Genomic DNA, 19,883 nt, shown 5'->3' with positions numbered 1-19,883 from the left:
AGCTTACGGTTAGTTGACAGGATCGTCACCCAAACGTCGGAGTGCTCATGTCGTGCGATCGTCGGCCCGGACCCTCCCTCGGAGCCACCACCTCCGCCAACGCCCTGCACCACGGGCACCGCGCGGCATACGTCCACGGCCCCCGCATCCGCACCCATCGCGAGCTGCTCGAACGATCGACCGCCGTGACCGTGGCGCTCGCCGACGCCGGCGTCCGGCACCAGGATCGGGTGGCGCTCCTGGCCAAGAACAGCATCGAGTTCGGCGAGGTCCTGTCGATGGCGCACGTCAGCGGCATCGTGGTGGCTACGGTCAACTACCGACTGTCCCCCGCGGAGATCGTCGAGACCCTGCGTGCCGCAGACCCTGTCGCGCTCTTCTGCGGTGCCGAGCACCTCGCGCTCCTCCCCCGGATCCGCGCTGAGCTGCCCGGTCTCGAGCTCGTCGTGGCCCTCGACGGGCAGGTGCCCGACGGCGTCGGCGTCACGCGATACGAGGACTTTCTCCGGCCAGGGCTCGGACGTGAGCTGCCCTTCGCCGCGACCGCCGACGACGTCGCCTTCCTCATCTTCACCAGCGGCACGACCGGCACGCCCAAGGGATGCATCCTGGGGCACCGAGAGCTCCGGCTGCTGGCCAAGGAGATGGCGCACCAGATGCGGAGCGGCTGCGACGATCTCGGGCTGCTCGTCATGCCGCTCTTCCACATCGGCGCCATGGCCATCGCACTGGGCCTGCACGTTCACGGCGGCACGGCCGTCCTGACGGACGCCTTCGACCCAGAGCGGTATGCCGACTGGTGCCGTGAGGGTTCAGTGACGGTCATGCACCTGGCTCCGACCATGCTGCGAGCTGTTCTCGACGCGGGCGCCACACCCGCAGACCTCGCCACGGTCCGCACGGTCGTCTACTCGGCCGCCCCCATGGACCTGCCCACCCTGCGTGCCGCCATGGCCGCCATGCCCCGGGCGGGATTCCTGAACCTCTACGGCCAGACCGAGACCATCACCTCGGGCCTGCCCCGCGAGCTTCACTCCACGTCGGAGGACGCCCAGACCCACCGCCGACTCTCCAGCGTCGGGATCCCGTTCTCAGAGTCCGAGGTCCGTCTCCTAGGGCCCCACGGCGCCGACGTGGCCCAAGGTGAGGCGGGCGAGATCACCGTGCGCACCGAGGCCATGTTCCGCGGCTACTGGCGAGACCCGGTCACCACGGACGAACGCGTCCGGGAGGGCTGGTTCCTGACCGGTGACGTCGGTCGGTTCGACGAAGAGGGCCTGCTGCACATCGTGGACCGCATCAAGGATGTCGTGATCTCCGGCGGCGAGAACATCTACTGCCCCGAGGTCGAGCGGGCCGTCGAGTCCCATCCCGAGGTGGCCGCCTGCGCGGTGATCGGCGTGCCTGACGATCGCTGGGGGGAGGCAGTCTGCGCGGTCGTCGTGCCGCACGTGGGGGCCGACGCACTCACGGCGGACGCGGTCCGCGACCACGTCCGAGCGAGACTCGCCGGCTACAAGGTGCCCAAGCACGTGAGGTTCACCGACGTCCTGCCGACCCTGGTCACCGGCAAGGTGGACAAGAAGGCGCTCAGAGCGCAGTCGACCTGACCGACGCAGGCCGACGCAGGTGCGGCGGAGGTCCTGAGTCGCTGAGCCGCTGAGCCGGCGCACGGTGCGCCTGGGACCGACTCGTCAGGTGTTGCGCCGAGGGGTGCCCCGGTAACCGAAGAACTTCTCGAAGTTGTCGTCGTTGATGCGGCTGCGACTGTTGCGCTCCGCTGCGTCGACCAAGGCGTCCAGGCGACGCCGTGCTCCCGACGCATCCCCTCCTGTCGCCTCGAGCTCTGCGACCAGGGCGCGCTGAGTGCGCACCTCCTCGTGGATGCGGACCTTGACCTCCCCATAGGTCAGCAGGTCGTGGTCGTCCTCGTCCTCACGCTCCGGCATGGGTCCGTCGAAGGTGTTGCTCATGGCGGTCGGCTCCTCTCACCACATTGGCGATCTCGTCAGAACTGTAGTCGTGAGTCGCCCCGTTTGACCAGAACCATTCGCGGACAAAACGCACGTCGCTGGGGTGACAGTTTCGTCAACTGGGGATATCGTCGGAGGAGCGAGCACCGTCCAGGGAGCAAGGGAGCTTCGAATGCCGCTTCAGGAACAGCACCAGATCATCTCGGTCGACGACCACCTCATCGAGCACCCTCGGGTGTGGCAGGACCGACTGTCCAAGGCCGACCAGGAGAAGGGGCCGCGGATCGTCGAGAAGGACGGCAAGCACCTCTGGCACTACGACGGCCTGGTCGCACCCACCATCGGCCTGAACGCCGTGGCAGGGAAGCCCGTCGAGGAGTGGGGAATGGACCCCGTCCGCTACGAGGACATGATCCCCGGGTGCTACGACCCGATCGAGCGGCTCAAGGACATGGATGCCGACGGGGTCGAGGCCACCTTGGCCTTCCCGTCCTTCCCGGGTTTCGGCGGTGGCGTCTTCCACCGGGCCCCCGACAAGGACCTCGCGCTCAAGTGCGTGAAGGCCTGGAACGACTTCAACGTCGAGGAGTGGTGCGCCACCGACCCCGCCCGGCTGATCCCCATGGCGATCCTGCCGACGTGGGACGTCGAGCTGTGCGCGGCCGAGGTTCGTCGCGCCGCCGCCATGGGTAGTCGCACGGTGACCTTCCCCGACAGCCCGGTGCCGCTGGGGCTGCCCAGCTTCCACAACGCGTACTGGAACCCGCTGTGGGAAGCGTGCTCGGAGACGGAGATGCCCATCTCCTTGCACTTCGGCTCCAGCGCCTACGTGCCCGGCTTCTCGTTCATGAAGACCGAGGCCACCAACAACATGGCCCTGCCGGAGGCGCCGTTCGCCGTCGCCATCACACTCTTCTCGTCCAACTTGATGTGGTCGGCGGTCGACCTCATGTTCTCCGGCATCCTCCAGAAGTATCCGAAGCTGCAGTTCTCCCTCGCCGAGGGTGGGATCGGCTGGATCCCCTACATCCTCGAGCGTGCTGATTTCGTGTGGTCCCGGCACCGCTACTACATGAAGAACATCGACTTCGACACACCGCCGTCCGAGCTCTTCCGCAAGCACTTCTGGGGCTGCTTCATCGACGACGAGTTCGGCGTCGAGAACCGCCACAAGGTCGGGGTCGACCGGATCATGCTCGAGATCGACTACCCGCACTCCGACTCGAACTGGCCGAACAGCCGCAAGCGCGCTGCCGAGGTCTTGGCCGACGTGCCCGACGACGAGGTCGCGAAGATCACCGAGACGAACGCCCGCACCATGCTGCACTTCCCCCGGGTCGGCTGAGCTCTCCCACCACTTCGGCCCGGTCCGTTGGCGCCCGCTGCGGACCGGGCCGAACTCACGCGCATCAGCACCACCTCGCACCCGTCACGAAAGCAGGTCCGAACGCGCATGCCACGTGCCATGAAGCCGACCGGGTGGTTCCAGGTGGCCTGGTCCTCGGACCTAGCCACCGGTCAGATCGTGCCGCTCTCCTACTTCGGCAGCGAGCTGGTCGCCTTCCGGGGTCGCGACGGCAGGGTGAACGTGCTCGACGCCCACTGCCAGCACCTGGGCGCCAACCTCAGCCGCGGTTGTATCGTCGACCAGGGCATCCAGTGCCCCTTCCACGGCTGGGTCTGGGACGGGAACGGGCGCAACGTCGAGATTCCCTACGAGGCCAGGCCCAATCGTGTGCGACGGGTCCGCAGCTGGCCGGTCACCGAGCGCAACGACAGCATCTACGTCTGGCACGACGTGGCGTCGCGCCCACCCCAGTGGGAGGTACCCGAGGCATTCAGCACCCTGGGGCAGATCTTCGAGGCGGCGGACTACTACCCGCTGACGGACGCGGCCCGAGTGCGTCACCCCGGGATCCACGTCCATCCGCAGGTGATCGCGGAGAACGCCGTCGACCCTCACCACTTCCGGTTCGTCCACCACACGCCCCACAGCCCCGTCGTCCTGCGAGAGGCCCAGGAGGCGGAGGAGTGGCGCGCCAAGGTGGGGTTCGGCCGTCGGTGGGCCGATGCGGTTGACATGCCCGACGAGACGTCGAGCACCATCGAGATCGTGTGGTCCGGTCTGGGAACGTCCTTCAGCGGCGAGCACACCCGGGACGGGCTCCGCGTGATCGCCATCTGCGCCACCCCCGTCGACGCCACGACCTCCGACATCTTCGGGACGTACTGGATCTCGTCCGAGCACGGGAACGGCGACGAGCGACTCGGGCAGGCGAAGCTGGCCCTCCCCGACGACATCGCCGTGTGGGACACGCAGAGATACCTGGATCCTCCCGGCCTCTCGCCCTCGGAGGCCGCAGGTTTCCGCAAGCTGCGGACGTGGGCCGGCGGCTTCTATCCCGAAGCGGCAGAGCCGGCGGTGGCTACATGACACGGTCAGATCCCGACTCGGGGGTGTCGCAGGGCAGCCCGGCTCCGCGATCTGCCCGGCTGACCGTGCGGCAGGTCGTCCCCGAGACCGTTGACGCCGTCAGCCTCGTCTTCGACCGACCCGCCGACCCGCGGTTTACCCACCGGGCTGGGCAGTTCCTGACGCTGCGCCTGCCGAGCGGCCGCACAGGCTCGGTGGCCCGCTGCTACTCGTTGTCCAGCGCACCGCACGACCAGGAGCTGGCCGTGACGGTGAAGCGGACCCCTGGTGGCCTCGGCTCGAACTGGGTGTGCGACAACCTGACGCCTGGAGACACCATCGAGGTGCTGCCGCCCTCCGGCACCTTCGTGCCCGCCTCCGTGGACGACGACCTGCTCCTCGTCGGCGCGGGCAGCGGAATCACCCCCCTGATGTCGATCCTGCGGACGGCGCTCGAGCGCGGGACCGCGTCGGTGATCCTGTTCTACGCCAATCGCGACCAGGGTTCCGTGATCTTCGCTGATCCCCTCCGGGAGCTGACCGCTCGACATCCCGATCGACTTACCGTGATCCACTGGTTCAGCTCCGTCCAGGGACTGCCCACCGCGGCAGGGCTCCGCGATCTCCTCGAGCCCTACGGTGGCCACGACGCCTTCGTCTGTGGCCCCGAGCCGTTCATGGACACGGCCCATGCTGCGCTCGACGAGATCGGGCTGCCTCGCGACCGCATCCACACCGAGCGGTTCACCTCCCTGAGCGGGGACCCGTTCGACGAGCCCGAGGTCGATCGCGCGTCCGCCTCTCGCGATGAGGTCGACACATCTGGCCTGACCGTCTCCCTCGACGGGCAGACCCATTCGCTCGGGTGGCCCCGCTCCCTGTCCCTGGTCGACCTCCTCGTGGCTCACGACATCGACGTCCCCTACTCGTGCCGCGAGGGCGAGTGCGGATCATGCGTGTGCACCCTCGTCGATGGCTCCGTGGAGATGGCTCGTTGCGACACCCTCGATCCCGCCGACGTCGCCGACGGCTACATCCTCGGCTGTCAGTCCCGTCCCACCTCTGACCACGTGGTCATCGAGTTCTGACCGGGCGGCAGTCAGGGACCACGGACGGGCCCCTCCGACCTTGACGGGGCGGGCGACAGCAACTACATTCTTGACGAAAGCGTCAAATCACTCGCCACGAATCCAAGGAGCCGATGACCATGCCTGACGCAGTCATCCTCAGCGCTGTCCGCACCCCGATCGGGGTGGCCTTCAAGGGTTCCCTGGTGAACACTCCGGCGGAGGCGCTCGCCCAGCTCGTCGTGACCGAGGCGCTGGAGCGCTCCGGCCTGTCGGCTGCTGACGTGGACGACGTGGTCCTGGCCGAGTCGATGTATGGCGGCGGGGACCTGGCTCGCCACGCGGCCGTGGCCGCCGGCATGCCCCAGGTGCCGGGCCAGGCCGTCAACAGGCACTGCGCGGCCAGCCTCACCGCCATCGCCAACGCGGCCGGCAGCATCCGCTCCGGCATGGACAAGGTGGTCATCGCCGGTGGGGTGCAGTCGACCTCCCTGATGCCGCAGCTCACCTGGCGGGTGCCTGGCACGCAGGACACGGTCCAGGCGATGCCACCCACCTTCCCCTACACCGAGGACGTCAACGACGACGTCTCGATCAACGTGGGGTGGAACACCGCTCAGGAGGTGGGCCTGTCCCGCGAGGAGGTCGACGCCTGGGCAGCGCGCTCCCACCAGCGCGCCGTCGAGGCGATCGACAACGGCACGTTCCGCGACGAGGTCGTGCCGGTGCAGGTCCAGGGCCCAGACGGACTCCCCTTCACCTTCTCCACCGATGAAGGTCCCCGCCGTGGCAGCTCGGTGGACAAGCTCGCCACCCTCAAGCCGCTGCACCCTGAGATCGAGGGCTTCAGCGTGACGGCGGGCAACGCCAGCGGCATCAACGACGCGGCGGCCGCGATCGTCCTGGGGGACGCCGATCTGGCGGCCGCGCAGGGGCTCACCCCCCTCGGCACCGTGCGCGCCTGGGCCTCCATCGGGGTCGAGCCGGCCCGCACGGGTATGGGTGCCGTCGAGGTGATTCCCCTGGTGCTCGAGCGGGCCGGCCTCACGGTTGCAGACGTCGATCTCTGGGAGATCAACGAGGCCTTCGCCTCCGTCCCTCTCGCCGCCTGCCGCCTCTTGGACATCGACGAGGACAGGGTCAACATCTTCGGCAGCGGTTGCAGCCTCGGACACCCCGTCGCCGCCACGGGTGCTCGCATGATCACCACCCTCACGCACGAGCTGCGTCGCCGGGGGGGCGGCACCGGCGTCGCTGCCATGTGCGCGGGGGGCGGCCAGGGCGGCGCTGTCGTCGTCGAGGTCCCCGCTCCATGACCGAGCCGGTCCGGGTCGAACGGGACGGCCACGTCGAGACCTGGACGCTCAACCGTCCGCAGATCCGCAACCCGATCTCCGACGATGACATGATCGACGCCCTGGTGGCCTGTGCAGATCGGGCCAACGCTGACCGTGCGCTCCGCGCCGTGGTGCTGACCGGGGAGGGCAGCGCCTTCTCCGCGGGCGCCAACCTCAGCCAGGTCCGTAGCGACGAGGTCCCGTTCGGGGGGCCGCTCAGCCACGCTCGAGACGGTTACCGGCACGGCATACAGCGCATCCCGCTCGCTCTGCACGGGTGCGAGGTGCCGCTGATCGCCGCGGTCAACGGGCCGGCCATCGGCGCCGGCCTGGACCTCGCTCTGATGTGCGACGTCCGCATCGCCGCCGAGACCGCGACCTTCGCCGAGAGCTTCGTCCGCGTGGGGCTCATCCCCGGCGACGGAGGCGCGTGGCTCCTCCCCCGCGCCATAGGCATCGCCCGGGCCGCGGAGCTGACCCTCACCGGCGCCACGATCGACGCCTCCACGGCCCTCGAGTGGGGTCTGGTGTCTCGCGTGGTGCCCTCGAGCGAGCTGCTCGCCACGTCCCGGTCCGTCGCGGACCTGATCGCGGCCAACCCGCCGACGACCGTGAGGATGGCCAAGCGCCTGCTGCGGGAGCAGGGGCAGCAGACGCTGGCGGCTCACCTCGAGCTGGCCGCGGCACTACAACCTCTGGCCCAACGATCGGCGGACCACACCGAGGCCGTGGACGCGCTGCTGGGCAGACGCCCGCCGATGTTCACCGGGAAGTGATGACATGACCCAGACCCTTGTCCCACCGGGTGTCTCCGCGACAGCGGAGCTGACAGCCCTCCGGCACGAGGTGCGCGGATTCCTCGACGAGCAGCGGTTGGCCGGACGGTTCCGTCCAGGGATCGATGCGTGGATCACGGGGTGGGATCCTGGGTTCTCCCGCCAGCTGGCGTCCCGCGGATGGGTGGGCATGACGATCCCCACGGAGTACGGCGGGCACGGACGGACGTTCGTGGAACGGCTCGTCGTCACCGAGGAGCTGCTCGCGGCCGGGGCTCCCGTCGCCGCCCACTGGGTAGCCGACCGCCAGGCAGCCCCCAGCCTGCTCCGGTTCGGGAGCGAGGAGCAGAAACGGTTCTACCTCCCGCGGATCGCCGCGGGTGAGTGCTTCTTCGCGATCGGGATGAGCGAGCCAGACTCCGGCTCCGACCTCGCGAGCGTCCGCACCCGAGCCCGTCAGGTCGACGGGGGCTGGCGCGTCACGGGCACCAAGGTATGGACCTCGGGAGCCCACGCCTCCGAGGCGTTCTTCGTGCTCGCACGCACCAGCCCGCTCGACCCTGCACAGCGGCACCACGGCCTCAGCCAGCTCATCGTCGATCTGGGCTCCGACGGCCTGCAGGTCAGGCCGATCGTCTCCATGACCGGCGAGCACCACTTCAACGAGGTTCATCTCGAGGACGTCTTCGTCCCGGACGCACGGGTCCTCGGCGACATCGGGGCGGGGTGGCACCAGGTGACCTCCGAGCTCGCCTACGAGCGCAGCGGCCCTGAGCGCTTCCTCTGCGCGTTCCCGCTGTACGAGGTTCAGGTGGCGCGTGCCGCGACAGCCCCGGAGCAGTCGGCGGACCTGTCCGTCGGCCGATCGTTCGCTCGGCTGCGCGGGCTGCACCACATGTCGATGGCGGTGAACGCGGCCGTCGAGCGCGGTGACAAGGCCGACACCGCCGCTGCGGTCGTCAAGGTGCTGGGGACGACCTTCGAGGGCGACCTCATCGAGCAGGTGCACCTGTCCGGCGGTGTCGACCCCGACGATCCGCTCCTGGGCGCAGGCCTGCTCCAAAGACCAGGGTTCACCCTGCGTGGTGGCACCAACGAGGTCCTTCGGGGCGTCATTGCACGAGGACTGGGGCTGCGATGAGCTCGATTCCGCGACAGGCCGATCCAGAGCTGGTGGGCCTGCTGGACGAGGTGCTCCGCGAGCATCGACCAGGACCCGACCATGACGTGTCCGGCCTCGATCGCACGCGGTGGAACCTGCTCGAGGGGCTGGGCCTGACCCTCCTGACCAGCGCCGAGGCGCGAGGCGGCTCGGGCGGCTCCTGGCACGACGCCGCGGCGCTGCACGAGGGGACGGCCGCGCACGGGATACACCTGCCCCTGGCCGAGCACGACCTGCTGGCCTCCTGGGCACTCGAGTCAGCGAGCCTGCCCCCTCTCCCTGGGATCGCCACCGTGGCCCTGCTCGACGGGTCAGGGGAGGCACGCGCCGTGCCCTGGGCCTCTCAGGCCGAGCACATCGTGCTGATCCACTCCGAGGCACACCACGGCGCTTCGGTGGAGGCCGTGCTTCCGGGCGAGGTGGAGATCGAGACGGGGACCAACCTCGCAGGTCTCCCGCGGGACACCGTGCGAGCCGGAGCCCCGGGGCCGACGGCCGTCGCCGTGTCCACAGACGTCGTCGCGGCGCTTCGTCATCGGGCCGCCCTCGTACGCGCCATACAGATGTGCGGAGCCATGGACGCAGCCGTCGCGGCCACCGTGCGGCACGTCGGCGAGCGCGTTCAGTTCGGTCGGTCCCTGGCGCAGTTCCAGGCTGTGCAGCACCGACTGGCCGACGCTGCAGCCGAGGCGGCGCTGGCCCGAGCCGCCACCTGGGCCGCCCTCGACGAGGCGGTCGAGACCGATTTCACCGGTGAGGGGCTGCCCGTATCCATCGCCGTGGCTCGATCCTGCGCCGGCCAGGCCGGCTCGGCCGTGGTCAGGGCGGCCCACCAGCTGCATGGCGCGATCGGCACCACGTGGGAGCACTCCTTGCGCCAGCTGACGATGCCGATCCTCGCCTGGACCAATGAGTACGGCACCGTCGCAGAGTCCGAGGACACGGTGACGCGCGCGGTCCTGGCCACCGGTGGTCACGTCTGGCCGCTCGTGACCCAGAGCTGAGTCTGCCTCGCTCCCCTCAGGGGCGCGGCTGGCCCACGACCGTCGCGACGAACGAGCGGTCCACGAACGTGGACTCGGGCATCGGGCGCTTGGCCTTGAGGGTCTTGGTCTCGATGTACAGCTCTTCGAGCCTGGTGGCAGCACCGACAGGAATATCCCAGTTGTACACCTGCCCGGGGACGGCCCTGAGCACGTCGACAGGAGTCTTCAGTCGTTCACTCAGCTTGTTCATGAACCCCGTGTCCTTCTGCCACTTCTCGTCACGCAAGTACGTGTTCGTCGTGCGGACATAGGCTCGGGTGAGCGCCAAGGCGACGTCAGATTTTTGACGACTCCTTGACCCGCCAGCGTCAGGTTGAAGCGCGGTTGGCAGGGGCCTCAGGCGCGGTGCTGTCGCTCCTCGAAGGCTCGTACGCGAGCCTTGTGGTCCTCGGAGAGGAGCAGGACGGTGTTCGCTACCCGGTCGAAGTCACGAGCGGTCCCGCGGTCGACCGACGCCGCCGTATCCACCGCGAGCTTGGCCAGCCCGACAGCATCGCCGGGGAGGTCGACGAGCTTGCGCATGAACGCGTCGACCTCCTCGTCGAAGGAATCCTCCGGGTGGACGGCGTGAACCAGGCCGATGGCCAGAGCCCGGTCGGCGTCGACGACCTCACCGGCCATGGTCAGCCACTTGGCCCAGTGAGGGCCGATCAGTCGGGTCACCCGACTGATCCCCCCCGACCCAGGGATGACGCCGAGGTTGGGCACCTCGGGCAACGCGAAGGTCGCCCGAGGTGTGGCCAGACGGAAGTCGCAGGACGAGCTCAGCTCGAGCCCCACCCCCCAGCACGGACCCTGGACGGCGACGACGACAGGCTTCTCGATCGCCTCCAGCTCGTCGAAGAGCAGATGAAGCCGGCGATAGCTACGACGAAGCCGACGGGTGTCGCGCCCATCGGTGTCGTCGCGGCCCGCCATCGTCTCGCCGATGTCCATGCCTGCGGAGAAGAACCTGCCCTCTGCCCTGATGAGGAGCGCCCGAAGGTCGTCGCGATCTCCGAGGTCCACTGCAGCCGATCGAAGCGCGTCGACCATCTCCTGGCTGACCGCGTTGAGCTTGGCATCCCTGGTGAAGGCGACCGTGAGGACCCCCTCCCGCTCGGTGCGGCGGAAGTCCGCGCCCTGGGATGAGAGGCGTTCACCCATGACGCGCCTCGGCGAGCTCAGCGTCGCCCTGAGGCGAGACCAGCAGCTGCTCCAGGTTGCGGAACACCAGGTTCGGCACGATGGCGAACGCCTGGTCCTCGACCAGCCGCAGCCTCGGCAGGCGCGAGACCAGCACTTCGAGCATGACCTTCATCTCGAGACGCGCGAGCGGCGCACCGAGGCACAGATGCACGCCCTTGCCGAAGGAGAGATGGGCCCTGGCGTCCTCCCGGGTGACGTCGAACACGTCCGGGTCGGGAAAGCGTGCCTCGTCGCGGTGCGCGGAAGCCAGGGTGAGCATGATGCCCGACCCGGCGGGAATGGTCACCCCGCCGATCTCGACATCCTCGAGGGCGATCCGGCGGTGTCCGAGGATGGGCGGGTCGTAGCGCAGCATCTCCTCGACCGCGCCTGGAATCAGGTCGGGATCGCCGACAAGGGCCGCCCACTGGTCCTGGTGACCCAGCAGGTACCGCATGCCACCACCAATGGCGGCGGTCGTGCTGTCATGACCGGCGAGAGCGAGCGCATAGACGATGCGGACCACGTCCAGGCGCGACATCTCCTCGTCCGGACGGCCGGCGGCATACGCCAGGAGCTCGGTCGTCATGTCGTCACCGGGCTGTCGCTCCCGCAAAGACACGTGGTCCTCGCAGTAGGTCCAGAACGCCAGGTTGGTCCGGGCGACGGCGACCTGCTCGTCCTCCGGGAGCCGACCATAGGTGAGCTGGACCCGACCCCGGCACCATCCCTTGACCATGTCCCAGTCCTGCTCGGGGAAACCCAGCAGGGAGAAGCCGGCATATCCCGGCAGAGGAACGGCCAGCCCACTCATGAGGTCAGCGACGGGCTCCGTGGAGAGCGCGGCGACGAGCTCCTCGGTGATCGAGCGCAGAACGGGTTCCATGGCAGCGACCCTGCGCGGCGTCAACCCCTTGAGGACGGCCTTGCGCATGAAGCCGTGGCGAGGGGGGTCAGCGTTGTTCAAGGTCGGCACGAGCGGTATCGCGCGCATGACTTCCTTGGCCGCCTCGCACGGCTGCCAGATGGGAGAGGAGGCATTCCCGGCGCTGTACGTACCCCGCGTGAGAAAGACTCGCTCGGCATCCGAGTACCTGGTGACGAAGTAGAGATCGACCTCGGGGACGTAGAACACCGGGGTCTCGCGCCGTTGCTGCGTCAGGTAGTCGAAAGGGACGCTGAGGAAGTCGGGGTCCATCAGGTCGACGTCATGAGCGACCGGGCAACGGCCAGTCCCCCCGGTCACGAGTCCGACTCCAGGGCGGTCGTGATCCGGTGCTTGAGCTCGATCTCGTCGAGCACCGAGGTGCCCTTGGCCCGAGCCCGGTCCTTGGCGTCCACCCACCGCTTCAGCGCCACGGCTGCTTCCGCCCCCTGGTTGTTCCAGTCGGGGTCGAGCGGTGTGGTGATCTCGAGCCGGATCCCGTTGATCGGGTCGTAGAAGTAGATGCTGTAGATGATGCCGTGGTTGACCGGCCCGACGACGTCGATGCCCTGGGCCGTGATGTGCGCGTGCCAGCGGTCGACGTCCTCGACCGACTCGGTGTGCAGCGCCAGGTGGTCGAAGGTGTCGTACGCCGGGTGGCTCGGCTTGGCCCGCGGCGGCAGCTCGGGGGCCTCGAAGAAGGCCAGCGTCGACCCGTCCCGCATCCGGAAGAAGATGTGGAAGTAGGGGAAGGGCTCGCCGGTGGAGGGCACGCGGTCGTCCATGACGGCCTGCACGAAGTCCATCTGCATCACCCGGGTGTAGAAGTCGACGGTGTCCTCGGCGCACGGCGTCACGTACGCCAGGTGGTTCAACATCGTCGGGGTGGTGGGCACGAGGGCTGGTGCCGAGGTGGCGACCGAGGTATGGGTGCTCATGGGTCTCTCCTTGCTCGTGGATGGATCGTTGGTGGGGCCGGTGGATCAGTCAGTGGAGGAGTCGGTCGTGCCGGACTCGGCGGCGATATCGATGACGACCCGGCCACGAATTCGGCCGGCGAGGATGTCCTCGGCCAGGGCGGGGACGGCGGAGAAGGGCTCCACGCGGGAGATCTCGGCCAGCGCGGGTGCCGGCAGGTCGGTCCCGAGACGTCGCCAAGCTTCGATCCGCACGGGCATGGGGGCCATGACCGAGTCGACACCGAGGAGGTTCACGCCGCGCAGGATGAAGGGCAGGATCGTCGTGGGCAGGTCGTTGCCGCTGGCGAGGCCGCACGCCGCCACCGACCCGCCATAGCGGATCTGGCTCAGGACGTTGGCCAGGGTCACTCCCGCGACCGTGTCCACCGCCGCCGCCCACCGCTCCGCCTGCAGGGGTTTGCCGGGCTCGGCGAGCTGGGCCCGGTCCACGATGGCCGCAGCACCGAGGGCACTCAGGTAGTCATGGGTCTCGCTGCGGCCGGTCACGGCCTCGACCTCGTAGCCCAGCTTGGCCAGGATGGCGACGGCCACGCTCCCGACACCACCCCCCGCTCCGGTGACCACCACGGGTCCGCCTCCTGGCACCACCCCGGCCTCCTCCAGCCGCAGGATGCACATCATCGCCGTCAGGCCCGCCGTCCCGATCCCCATCGCCTGCTCGGCCGTGAGCGTCTCGGGACGACGCACGAGCCATCCGGACTGCACCCGCTGACGAGCGGTGTAGGCCCCCTGCTCCGTCTCCGAGAGACCGTGCCCGGTGACGATCACGTCGTCACCGACCGACCAGTCGGGACTGTCGGAGGCCGCCACGGTGCCCGCCAGGTCGATGCCGCACACCATGGGGAGGCGGCGCGCGATCCGGCCCTTGCCGGTCACCGCCAGCCCGTCCTTGAAGTTCAACGACGAGTGGCTGATCTCCACGGTGACGTCGCCCGGGGGGAGGTCGGCCTCGGTCAGCTCCACGAGCGCGGCCGGGCCAGGCTCGCGGATCACATAGGCGGGCCAGCGTCGTGCAGGCTCGGTGCTGTTCATGCATGCTCCTTGGTGGGACGTGAGAGAGGCTGAGTGGTGCTGGGGCGACGGTCATCGACACGCGCGCCGCGCACCGTGTCGATGATGGCGGCGGCGTCGTCGAGGTCGGGCGCCACGTCACCGCGCCACGCGACGTGGCCATCCGGGCGCACGAGAACCAGCGCGCGCGAGTAGGCCCTCGCGACACTCGGTTCATCGATGTGGATGACCGTCAGAGGCACTCCCCCGGAGGCCGCGGCCACGACGAGTGCCCTGGCGTCGGGCGGCCTGGGCCCCAGCCTGAGCAGCACGAAACCCTCGCCGAACAGGTCCAGGGTCGACCGGCCGTCCTCGAGGTAAGCATGGGGGGCCCGGTGACCGGGGCGGTCGGTGGAGACGAACGTGCTCACCTCGTCCGGAGGTTCGGGTGTGCCGTCCGGCACGACGATGGGCGACCCCTCGTAGCGGAAGCCGAGGCCGACCCCCTGAGAGTTGAACTCGCCGTGCAGGGAGGTCACGAGCCGGTCCCCCACGGTGCGGCGGGCTGCATCGGCCTCGGCTCCCGATGCCAGGATCTGCGAGTAGTCGAGCGGCTCGACCCACTGCTCGTAGTTCCTGCTCGACAGCGTGCTGTTGCGAACGGCGACCGGCCGCCGCTCCTGCGTGTAGGCGTGCAGGAGCCCGGGACCACCCCATCCCTCGAGGCAGGCAGCCAGCATCCAACCGAGGTCGGAGACGTCGCCGAGGCCTGTGTTGAGGCCGTGACCGCCGGTGGGGGATGTGGTGTGGGCAGCGTCGCCGGCGAGCAGGACCCGCCCGTGGTCGAAGGTCCTGGCAGCGCACTGGCTCCGGCGCCAGGGCACCACCCCGAGGATGCGGAACGGGATCTCGTCGCTCCCGAGCGCCCGACGCACCTGGGCTGCTGCATCGATCGTGTCCAGGTCCGGCGCCTCGGAGAAGCCCAGCAGCGTGAACCTCCAGATCCGGTCGTAGTCCATCGACGTCGCGTTGGACCACGCGCCGTCTGGGCCCAGGAAGAGAAATCGTTCGGCCTTGCCATGAGAGTGGTGGCGCTCGAGCTCGTCGATCTCGACGACGACGGTCACGGAGTGGTCCAGCGTGCGTCCCTCGAAGGGGATGTGCATCAGCCGACGAACCGTGCTGCCGGCCCCGTCGCAGCCGACGAGGTAGTCAGCCCGAAGGCGCTCGTGGCGTCCGTCACCATCCACCACCTCGGCCACGACGTGGTCACCCAGGTCGACCACGTCGACCAAGCGGGTCTCGTGACGCAGGTCGACCAGACCGGTGGCCGTCGCTGCCGCCGCCAGCAGGGGGTCCAGGACGAACTGCGGGCACTTGCGCAGGATCTCAGGGCTGCCGGGCGACTCGCAGCGTTCGGCGGCCGAGGGCATCGCCGAGCGCCCCACGAGGTGGCCGCCGACGAGGCTGGTGAGGTAGACCGTGTCTCTGGGGTACTCGTCGTCACAACCCCAGCCGACGATCTGGTCTCGCAGTCCCCACCGGCGCATCAGCTCCATGGTTCGCTCGTTGAGGGTTCCCGCCTTGGCCGGCATCAGCGCGGACTGGGCCGTCCCCCGCTCGAGGACGACGGATCGGACCCCTCGCTGGGCGAGGTCCAGGGCCAGGGCCAGGCCGACAGGACCGGCGCCGACGACGAGGACGGGAGGACTGGTGCGGACGTCGGTCGTCATGAGCAGTGCTCCGCCGACGCCGCGGGACTCTCCAGCCGGGCGATGACCTCGGACGAGACACCCGCCTCGCGCAGCACCTCGACCGTGTGCTGCCCCAGCGAGGGGGCCGGTCGCGGGGCCGGGAAGCTCACGTCGGGCCAGCGGCTCGGGATGGCCATCTCACGCACCAGACCCTCGGTGGGATGCTCGGCCAGACGGAAGAAGCCGACCCTCTCCAGGTGCTCGTCGTAGATGGCCGACTCCAGGCTGTGGACCGGAGCAGCCGGGATGTCCGCCGCGTCGAACCGGGCGAGCCACTCCTGCGTCGTGCCCGTCGCCACCGCCTCCCCCACCTCGCGGTAGAGCGCCTCGGAGTGCTCGGTGCGGCTGCGCAGGGTCGCCACCCTGGGGTCCGTCGAGAACTCCTCGGAACGGCCCACGAGGTCGAAGAAGGAGCGCCAGTGTGCGTCGGTGTACACGATCGCCGTGATGTAGCCGTCCAGGGTCCGATAGGGGTGCCGAGCCGGGTTGAGCGTCCGTTGGTAGCCGGGCGGCCCGATCGGCGGCTCGAAGGTATGACCACCCATGTGATCGCCCAGGGTGAACTGCGCCATCGTCTCGTACATGGGGATGTCGATCTGCTGGCCGACCCCCGTCGAGGCGCGCTGGTGCACGGCGGCGAGCAGGGCGACGGCGGCGTGCAGCCCCACGGCACGGTCGTTGAAGGCCAGGGGCACGAAGTGCGGGTGGTCGGACCCGGTGCGAACGAGCATGTCGGGCACCGCGGTGAGCGACTGGATGAGATCGTCGTATGCCGGCCGGCCGGCGTACGGTCCGTCCTCCCCGAACCCGGTGAGCCCCACCCAGATCAAGCGGGCGTTCCGGGCTGACAGCGTGGCGTAGTCGATCCCCAGGCGGGCGAGGCCAGCGGGACGGACGTTGCTGATGAAGGCGTCGCACGAGTCGGCGAGCGTCAGGAAGGCGTCGCGACCGTCGGGCTCCCGCAGGTCCAGCACCACGGATCGCTTGTTGCGGTTCAGGTGCAGGAAGGTCGTGCCCATGTCGGGGTTGCGCATGGGCGGGATCTGCCGCGTCGTGTCCCCCGCCGGGGTCTCGACCTTGATCACGTCCGCGCCGTAGTCGGCGAGGACCTGGGTGGCGTAGGGGCCCATGACCACATTGGTCAGGTCGAGGATGCGTAGGCCGTCCAACGGAGTCGTCATGAGGTCTGCTCCCCTCCACCGTCACCAGCGACACTGTCCAACCAGCTCCCCCGCACCTGCTGCGCCGTCGCGGTCCTCAGGCCCCGCACCCCCTGGGCGGTGACGATGTCCTCGAACCGGCGACCGTCCGGAGCCGTGGCTGCGTGGCTCGCCGACTTGGTCAGGACGTCGACCGCGCGCCCCGCGACACGTCCCGCCGCCCTGCCGGCCGACTCCACCGCGGCGTCGATGGCGCGCTTGTTCAGCCGGAGCGAGGTGGGGGGCATCGTCGCGATGCGCTGCGCCAGGTCTAGAGCCCTTGTCAGGAGCATCTCGCGGGGGATCACGGCGAGAGCAAGACCGCACTCCACCGCCTGCTGGGCGCCGATCGTCTCCCCGGTGAAGATCAGGAACTTCGCCCAGGAGGCGCCGACCACGGCAGCCAGCTCGGCGCCGCCGGGATGTCCGAACCGGCCCTCGGGCAGGCCGAAGCGGGCATCGTCGCCAGCCAGCACGAGATCGGCCTGGACGATCATGCCGAGACCCGCGCCCAAGCAGCTGCCCTGGACCGCCACGACGACCGGCTTGCTCACCGCACGGACGCGAGCGTGGAAGTCGTCCACCTGGGTGACGAGCCAGAGGTCTCCGTCGATCCCCTCGGGCAGGGCCGCGCCGGTGAGGTCCCCGCCTCCGCAGAAGGCGTCCCCCTCGGCATGCAGGAGGATGCAGCCCACCGCGTCATCATGGTCTGCCACGAGCAGCGCCTGGAGGATCTCGGTGCGGCTGGACCCAGGACCTACGCCGAGCACGTTGCGTCTCTCGGGACGTGCCAGGACGATCTGGGCCACACCGGAGGCCACGGCGTACCGCACATGCTCGAACGTCCCCGGTAGTTCCATGGGCTTCACTCCTGCTCGGACGACCCTCGACGGGACGCGCCCGCCCAGCTGCTTCCCTCGAACCTAGGTCCGCGCAACGCATTAGTCCAACTGATATTATTGATTCAGCAGATCAACATCCCTGATGATTCGAGGGCGGATGCGGTTCACCTTGCGCCAGCTCGAGGTCTTCGACGCCGTGGCTCGCCATGGCAGCGTGACCCGAGCGGCCGACGAGCTGCACCTCACGCAGTCCGCGACCAGCATGGCGATCCACGCGCTCGAGAAGGCGTTGGGCCGCACCCTGTTCCGGCGAGAGGGGCGTTCGCTCCAGCTCACCGAGCAGGGCCGCGCGCTCCAGCCGCGAGCCCGATCGATGCTGACGTCCGCCGGCGAGCTCGACCGAGAGGTCGCCGCGGACTCCGCTCGGGAGTCCCTTCTCGTCGGCGCGAGCCCCACTGTCGCCGACCACCTTCTCGGGGAGGTCCTGCTCTCCTTCATGGGCATGCACCCCCGGGTGCACGTGACCGTTGCGGCCCTCCCCTCTTTGGCGGTCATCGAGCGGATGGAGGAGATGTCCCTGGACGTGGGCCTGATCGAGATGGTGACCGCCCGTGGATCGTTGGCGCAGCAGCGATGGTTCAACGATCGTTTCGCCATCGTGTGCGCGCCTGGCCACCGGCTGACGGCATCGGCAGCGCTCAGTGCCACGGATCTAGCCAGCGAGTCATGGTGCCTCCAACCGCGGTTCTCCGACTCCCGCCGCCAGTTCACCTACGCCTTGTTGAGCCTGCTCGAGACCATCGACATCACTCTCGAGAGCGACAGCATCTCGCTCATCAAGGCCGCGGTGGCCGGAGGGGTCCTCCTGAGCTGCCTCCCACGGCCCAGCGTCGCACGTGAGCTCGAGTGCGGCAGCCTCGCCGAGCTCACGGTCTCCAACCTGGACCTGAAGATGCCCTTCAGCATCCTGACGCGCAGAGGCGTCCAGCTCTCCGCAGCCCAGTCGGACTTCGTCGCCTGCGCACTCGACCGGGCTCCGGCGACCCGGTGAGGCGACGGGTCAGAGCATGTCGTGGCGCCCCAGCCAGTCCGCCATGAACCTGGCGACGTCGCGCACGAGATCAGGCCGTCCCTCGAAGTAGTGCGTCCCGCCCGGGACGTCGATCCGCTCCCAGTCCGTGTGCACGATGGCATCGGTGATCTGCCTGGTGTGGGAGGGCATGACCGTCGGGTCCGCCGTGCCGAGCACGACCAGGATCGGCGCCGCGATCTCTGAGAAGTTCTGCACACCGGCATTGGTGTGCTCCAGGCTCCACTGGCTCAGCCATGAACGAAGCGTCGTGAAGTGGGCCAGCGACGCGGGTAGGTAGTTCGCCGTCTGCGGAGGACCCCACAAGGTGACCCCCAGGTCACGGTCGTTCGGGTCGATCGCGGGATCGAGAAACCTCAGGTCGGCGGTCGTCCCGTGCACGACGAAGGGCAGGTCCGTGAGGCCGTCCCCACGACGCGCCAGACCCTCGACCTGGCCCAGGACCCACGCGGTGATCCGCTCGACGCGAGCCGTCTGGGCCGCACGGTAGGCGGCGATGAAGTGCTCCGGGTAGGCCGGACCGTTGGCCGGGTCGAACATGTCCAGGGACGGTGTGCGGACGAACGGCTTCGCCTCGTCCACGATGGCCGGGTCGATCCACTCAGCTCGCAGCAACGCGCGACTGGGGTGGGCGTTCAGCAGGATCAGGGCGTCGGCCGCCACCAGGCCGGATGTGGTGAGGTCGGGCCCTCCTCCCCCGGGAGCCTGGCGGATGGTGGGCCGCTCGGCCTGCGACTGGTAGAGGGGGGCGAGTCCCCCTCCCCCCGAGTTGCCGAGGACCACCACCTTGTCGTAGTCCGCCCGCAGCCGGGCCACGGTCGCACTCACGTCGAGGACACAGTTCTCCAGGAGTAGCGCGCTGTCATTGCCGATGTACCTCGTGGTCATGCCGACCGCCGCCACTCCCGACCGCGCAAGATCATCGAGCAGGTAGTGCCCGAGGAAGTTCGCGGTCGGGTGGCAGAGCACGACCGCCGTGCGCGGCTTCGACCCCTTGACGCGCACCTCACGAGCCCAGACCCGACCCGAGATGCGAGCGACGCCGGAGTAGATGTCCACGGCCCCCGACGCGTCCATGGGAACCGGGATCAGGCGTTCCTCGAGATCGGCCTGCACGTGGCACCTCCGGTCGAACCGTCGCGGTTGCGGATGAACGCATCCT

General features: G+C 69.2%; 19 protein-coding genes. 9 read left to right on the top strand and 10 right to left on the bottom strand.

The window, feature by feature from the left end; all coding sequences use genetic code 11:
- The first annotated feature begins 47 nt into the window (after window positions 1-47).
- Window positions 48-1,610, top strand: coding sequence for a class I adenylate-forming enzyme family protein (locus B4E97_RS01355; protein ID WP_286958393.1), 1,563 nt, complete (start codon window positions 48-50; stop codon window positions 1,608-1,610).
- Window positions 1,611-1,694: 84 nt separating this feature from the next.
- Here B4E97_RS01355 and B4E97_RS01350 read toward each other — a convergent pair whose 3' ends face one another.
- On the bottom strand, window positions 1,695-1,973 hold the full coding sequence (locus B4E97_RS01350; RefSeq protein ID WP_286958392.1) for an acyl-CoA synthase: 279 nt from the start codon (window positions 1,971-1,973) through the stop codon (window positions 1,695-1,697).
- A gap of 172 nt (window positions 1,974-2,145) precedes the next feature.
- Between B4E97_RS01350 and B4E97_RS01345 the strand changes: the two genes are divergently transcribed.
- The 7 genes from B4E97_RS01345 to B4E97_RS01315 all read left to right on the top strand — a co-directional run bounded on the left by B4E97_RS01345 (window position 2,146) and on the right by B4E97_RS01315 (window position 9,732).
- Window positions 2,146-3,318 (top strand): amidohydrolase family protein, encoded by a 1,173-nt coding sequence (locus tag B4E97_RS01345; protein WP_286958390.1) that lies wholly within the window; start codon window positions 2,146-2,148, stop codon window positions 3,316-3,318.
- A 120-nt stretch (window positions 3,319-3,438) separates the two neighbouring features.
- The gene (locus B4E97_RS01340; protein ID WP_286958389.1) at window positions 3,439-4,407 is read left to right on the top strand and encodes a Rieske 2Fe-2S domain-containing protein; all 969 of its coding nucleotides are present in this window, start codon (window positions 3,439-3,441) and stop codon (window positions 4,405-4,407) included.
- A complete protein-coding gene (locus B4E97_RS01335; protein ID WP_286958388.1) occupies window positions 4,404-5,474 on the top strand; it encodes a ferredoxin--NADP reductase in 1,071 nt (356 codons plus the stop codon). Before B4E97_RS01340 ends, B4E97_RS01335 begins: the two co-directional genes overlap by 4 nt.
- A gap of 119 nt (window positions 5,475-5,593) precedes the next feature.
- Entirely contained in the window at window positions 5,594-6,769 is a 1,176-nt protein-coding gene (locus tag B4E97_RS01330; RefSeq protein WP_286958387.1) for a thiolase family protein, read from the top strand.
- The gene (locus B4E97_RS01325) at window positions 6,766-7,566 is read left to right on the top strand and encodes a crotonase/enoyl-CoA hydratase family protein (protein WP_286958386.1); all 801 of its coding nucleotides are present in this window, start codon (window positions 6,766-6,768) and stop codon (window positions 7,564-7,566) included. The genes B4E97_RS01330 and B4E97_RS01325 overlap by 4 nt, the downstream gene beginning before the upstream one ends.
- Window positions 7,567-7,570: 4 nt before the next feature.
- Complete coding sequence (locus tag B4E97_RS01320; RefSeq protein ID WP_286958385.1) at window positions 7,571-8,707, top strand: acyl-CoA dehydrogenase family protein; 1,137 nt, start codon at window positions 7,571-7,573, stop codon at window positions 8,705-8,707.
- Entirely contained in the window at window positions 8,704-9,732 is a 1,029-nt protein-coding gene (locus tag B4E97_RS01315) for an acyl-CoA dehydrogenase family protein (protein ID WP_286958384.1), read from the top strand. Before B4E97_RS01320 ends, B4E97_RS01315 begins: the two co-directional genes overlap by 4 nt.
- A gap of 16 nt (window positions 9,733-9,748) precedes the next feature.
- Here B4E97_RS01315 and B4E97_RS01310 read toward each other — a convergent pair whose 3' ends face one another.
- The 8 genes from B4E97_RS01310 to B4E97_RS01275 all read right to left on the bottom strand — a co-directional run bounded on the left by B4E97_RS01310 (window position 9,749) and on the right by B4E97_RS01275 (window position 17,649).
- On the bottom strand, window positions 9,749-9,964 hold the full coding sequence (locus B4E97_RS01310; RefSeq protein WP_286958383.1) for a hypothetical protein: 216 nt from the start codon (window positions 9,962-9,964) through the stop codon (window positions 9,749-9,751).
- 146 nt (window positions 9,965-10,110) lie between these two features.
- Entirely contained in the window at window positions 10,111-10,920 is an 810-nt protein-coding gene (locus B4E97_RS01305; RefSeq protein ID WP_286958382.1) for an enoyl-CoA hydratase/isomerase family protein, read from the bottom strand.
- Window positions 10,913-12,187: a cytochrome P450 gene (locus B4E97_RS01300; protein ID WP_286958380.1), complete on the bottom strand. Its 1,275-nt coding sequence runs from the start codon at window positions 12,185-12,187 to the stop codon at window positions 10,913-10,915. The genes B4E97_RS01305 and B4E97_RS01300 overlap by 8 nt, the downstream gene beginning before the upstream one ends.
- Window positions 12,184-12,804 (bottom strand): VOC family protein, encoded by a 621-nt coding sequence (locus B4E97_RS01295; RefSeq protein WP_286958379.1) that lies wholly within the window; start codon window positions 12,802-12,804, stop codon window positions 12,184-12,186. The genes B4E97_RS01300 and B4E97_RS01295 overlap by 4 nt, the downstream gene beginning before the upstream one ends.
- 45 nt (window positions 12,805-12,849) lie before the next feature.
- Complete coding sequence (locus B4E97_RS01290; protein WP_286958378.1) at window positions 12,850-13,878, bottom strand: MDR family oxidoreductase; 1,029 nt, start codon at window positions 13,876-13,878, stop codon at window positions 12,850-12,852.
- Window positions 13,875-15,569: an FAD-dependent monooxygenase gene (locus B4E97_RS01285; RefSeq protein ID WP_286958377.1), complete on the bottom strand. Its 1,695-nt coding sequence runs from the start codon at window positions 15,567-15,569 to the stop codon at window positions 13,875-13,877. Before B4E97_RS01285 ends, B4E97_RS01290 begins: the two co-directional genes overlap by 4 nt.
- Window positions 15,566-16,771, bottom strand: a complete 1,206-nt coding sequence (locus tag B4E97_RS01280) for a CaiB/BaiF CoA transferase family protein (RefSeq protein WP_286958376.1) — start codon at window positions 16,769-16,771, stop codon at window positions 15,566-15,568. The genes B4E97_RS01285 and B4E97_RS01280 overlap by 4 nt, the downstream gene beginning before the upstream one ends.
- A complete protein-coding gene (locus tag B4E97_RS01275) occupies window positions 16,768-17,649 on the bottom strand; it encodes an enoyl-CoA hydratase/isomerase family protein (RefSeq protein ID WP_286958374.1) in 882 nt (293 codons plus the stop codon). Before B4E97_RS01275 ends, B4E97_RS01280 begins: the two co-directional genes overlap by 4 nt.
- A gap of 139 nt (window positions 17,650-17,788) precedes the next feature.
- Here B4E97_RS01275 and B4E97_RS01270 point away from each other — a divergent pair, with 139 nt between their 5' ends.
- A complete protein-coding gene (locus tag B4E97_RS01270) occupies window positions 17,789-18,682 on the top strand; it encodes a LysR family transcriptional regulator (RefSeq protein WP_286958373.1) in 894 nt (297 codons plus the stop codon).
- A gap of 9 nt (window positions 18,683-18,691) precedes the next feature.
- On the opposite strand, the gene B4E97_RS01265 is transcribed toward B4E97_RS01270, so the two are convergent.
- Entirely contained in the window at window positions 18,692-19,837 is a 1,146-nt protein-coding gene (locus B4E97_RS01265) for an alpha/beta hydrolase (protein ID WP_286958372.1), read from the bottom strand.
- Window positions 19,838-19,883: the final 46 nt, after the last annotated feature.

It is taken from the genome of Arsenicicoccus sp. UBA7492 (genome assembly GCF_002479615.1).
Lineage (GTDB): Bacteria > Actinomycetota > Actinomycetes > Actinomycetales > Dermatophilaceae > Arsenicicoccus > Arsenicicoccus bolidensis.
Note: the sequence above shows the minus strand (reverse complement) of the source record. Positions and strands in the feature narration are given on the sequence as shown.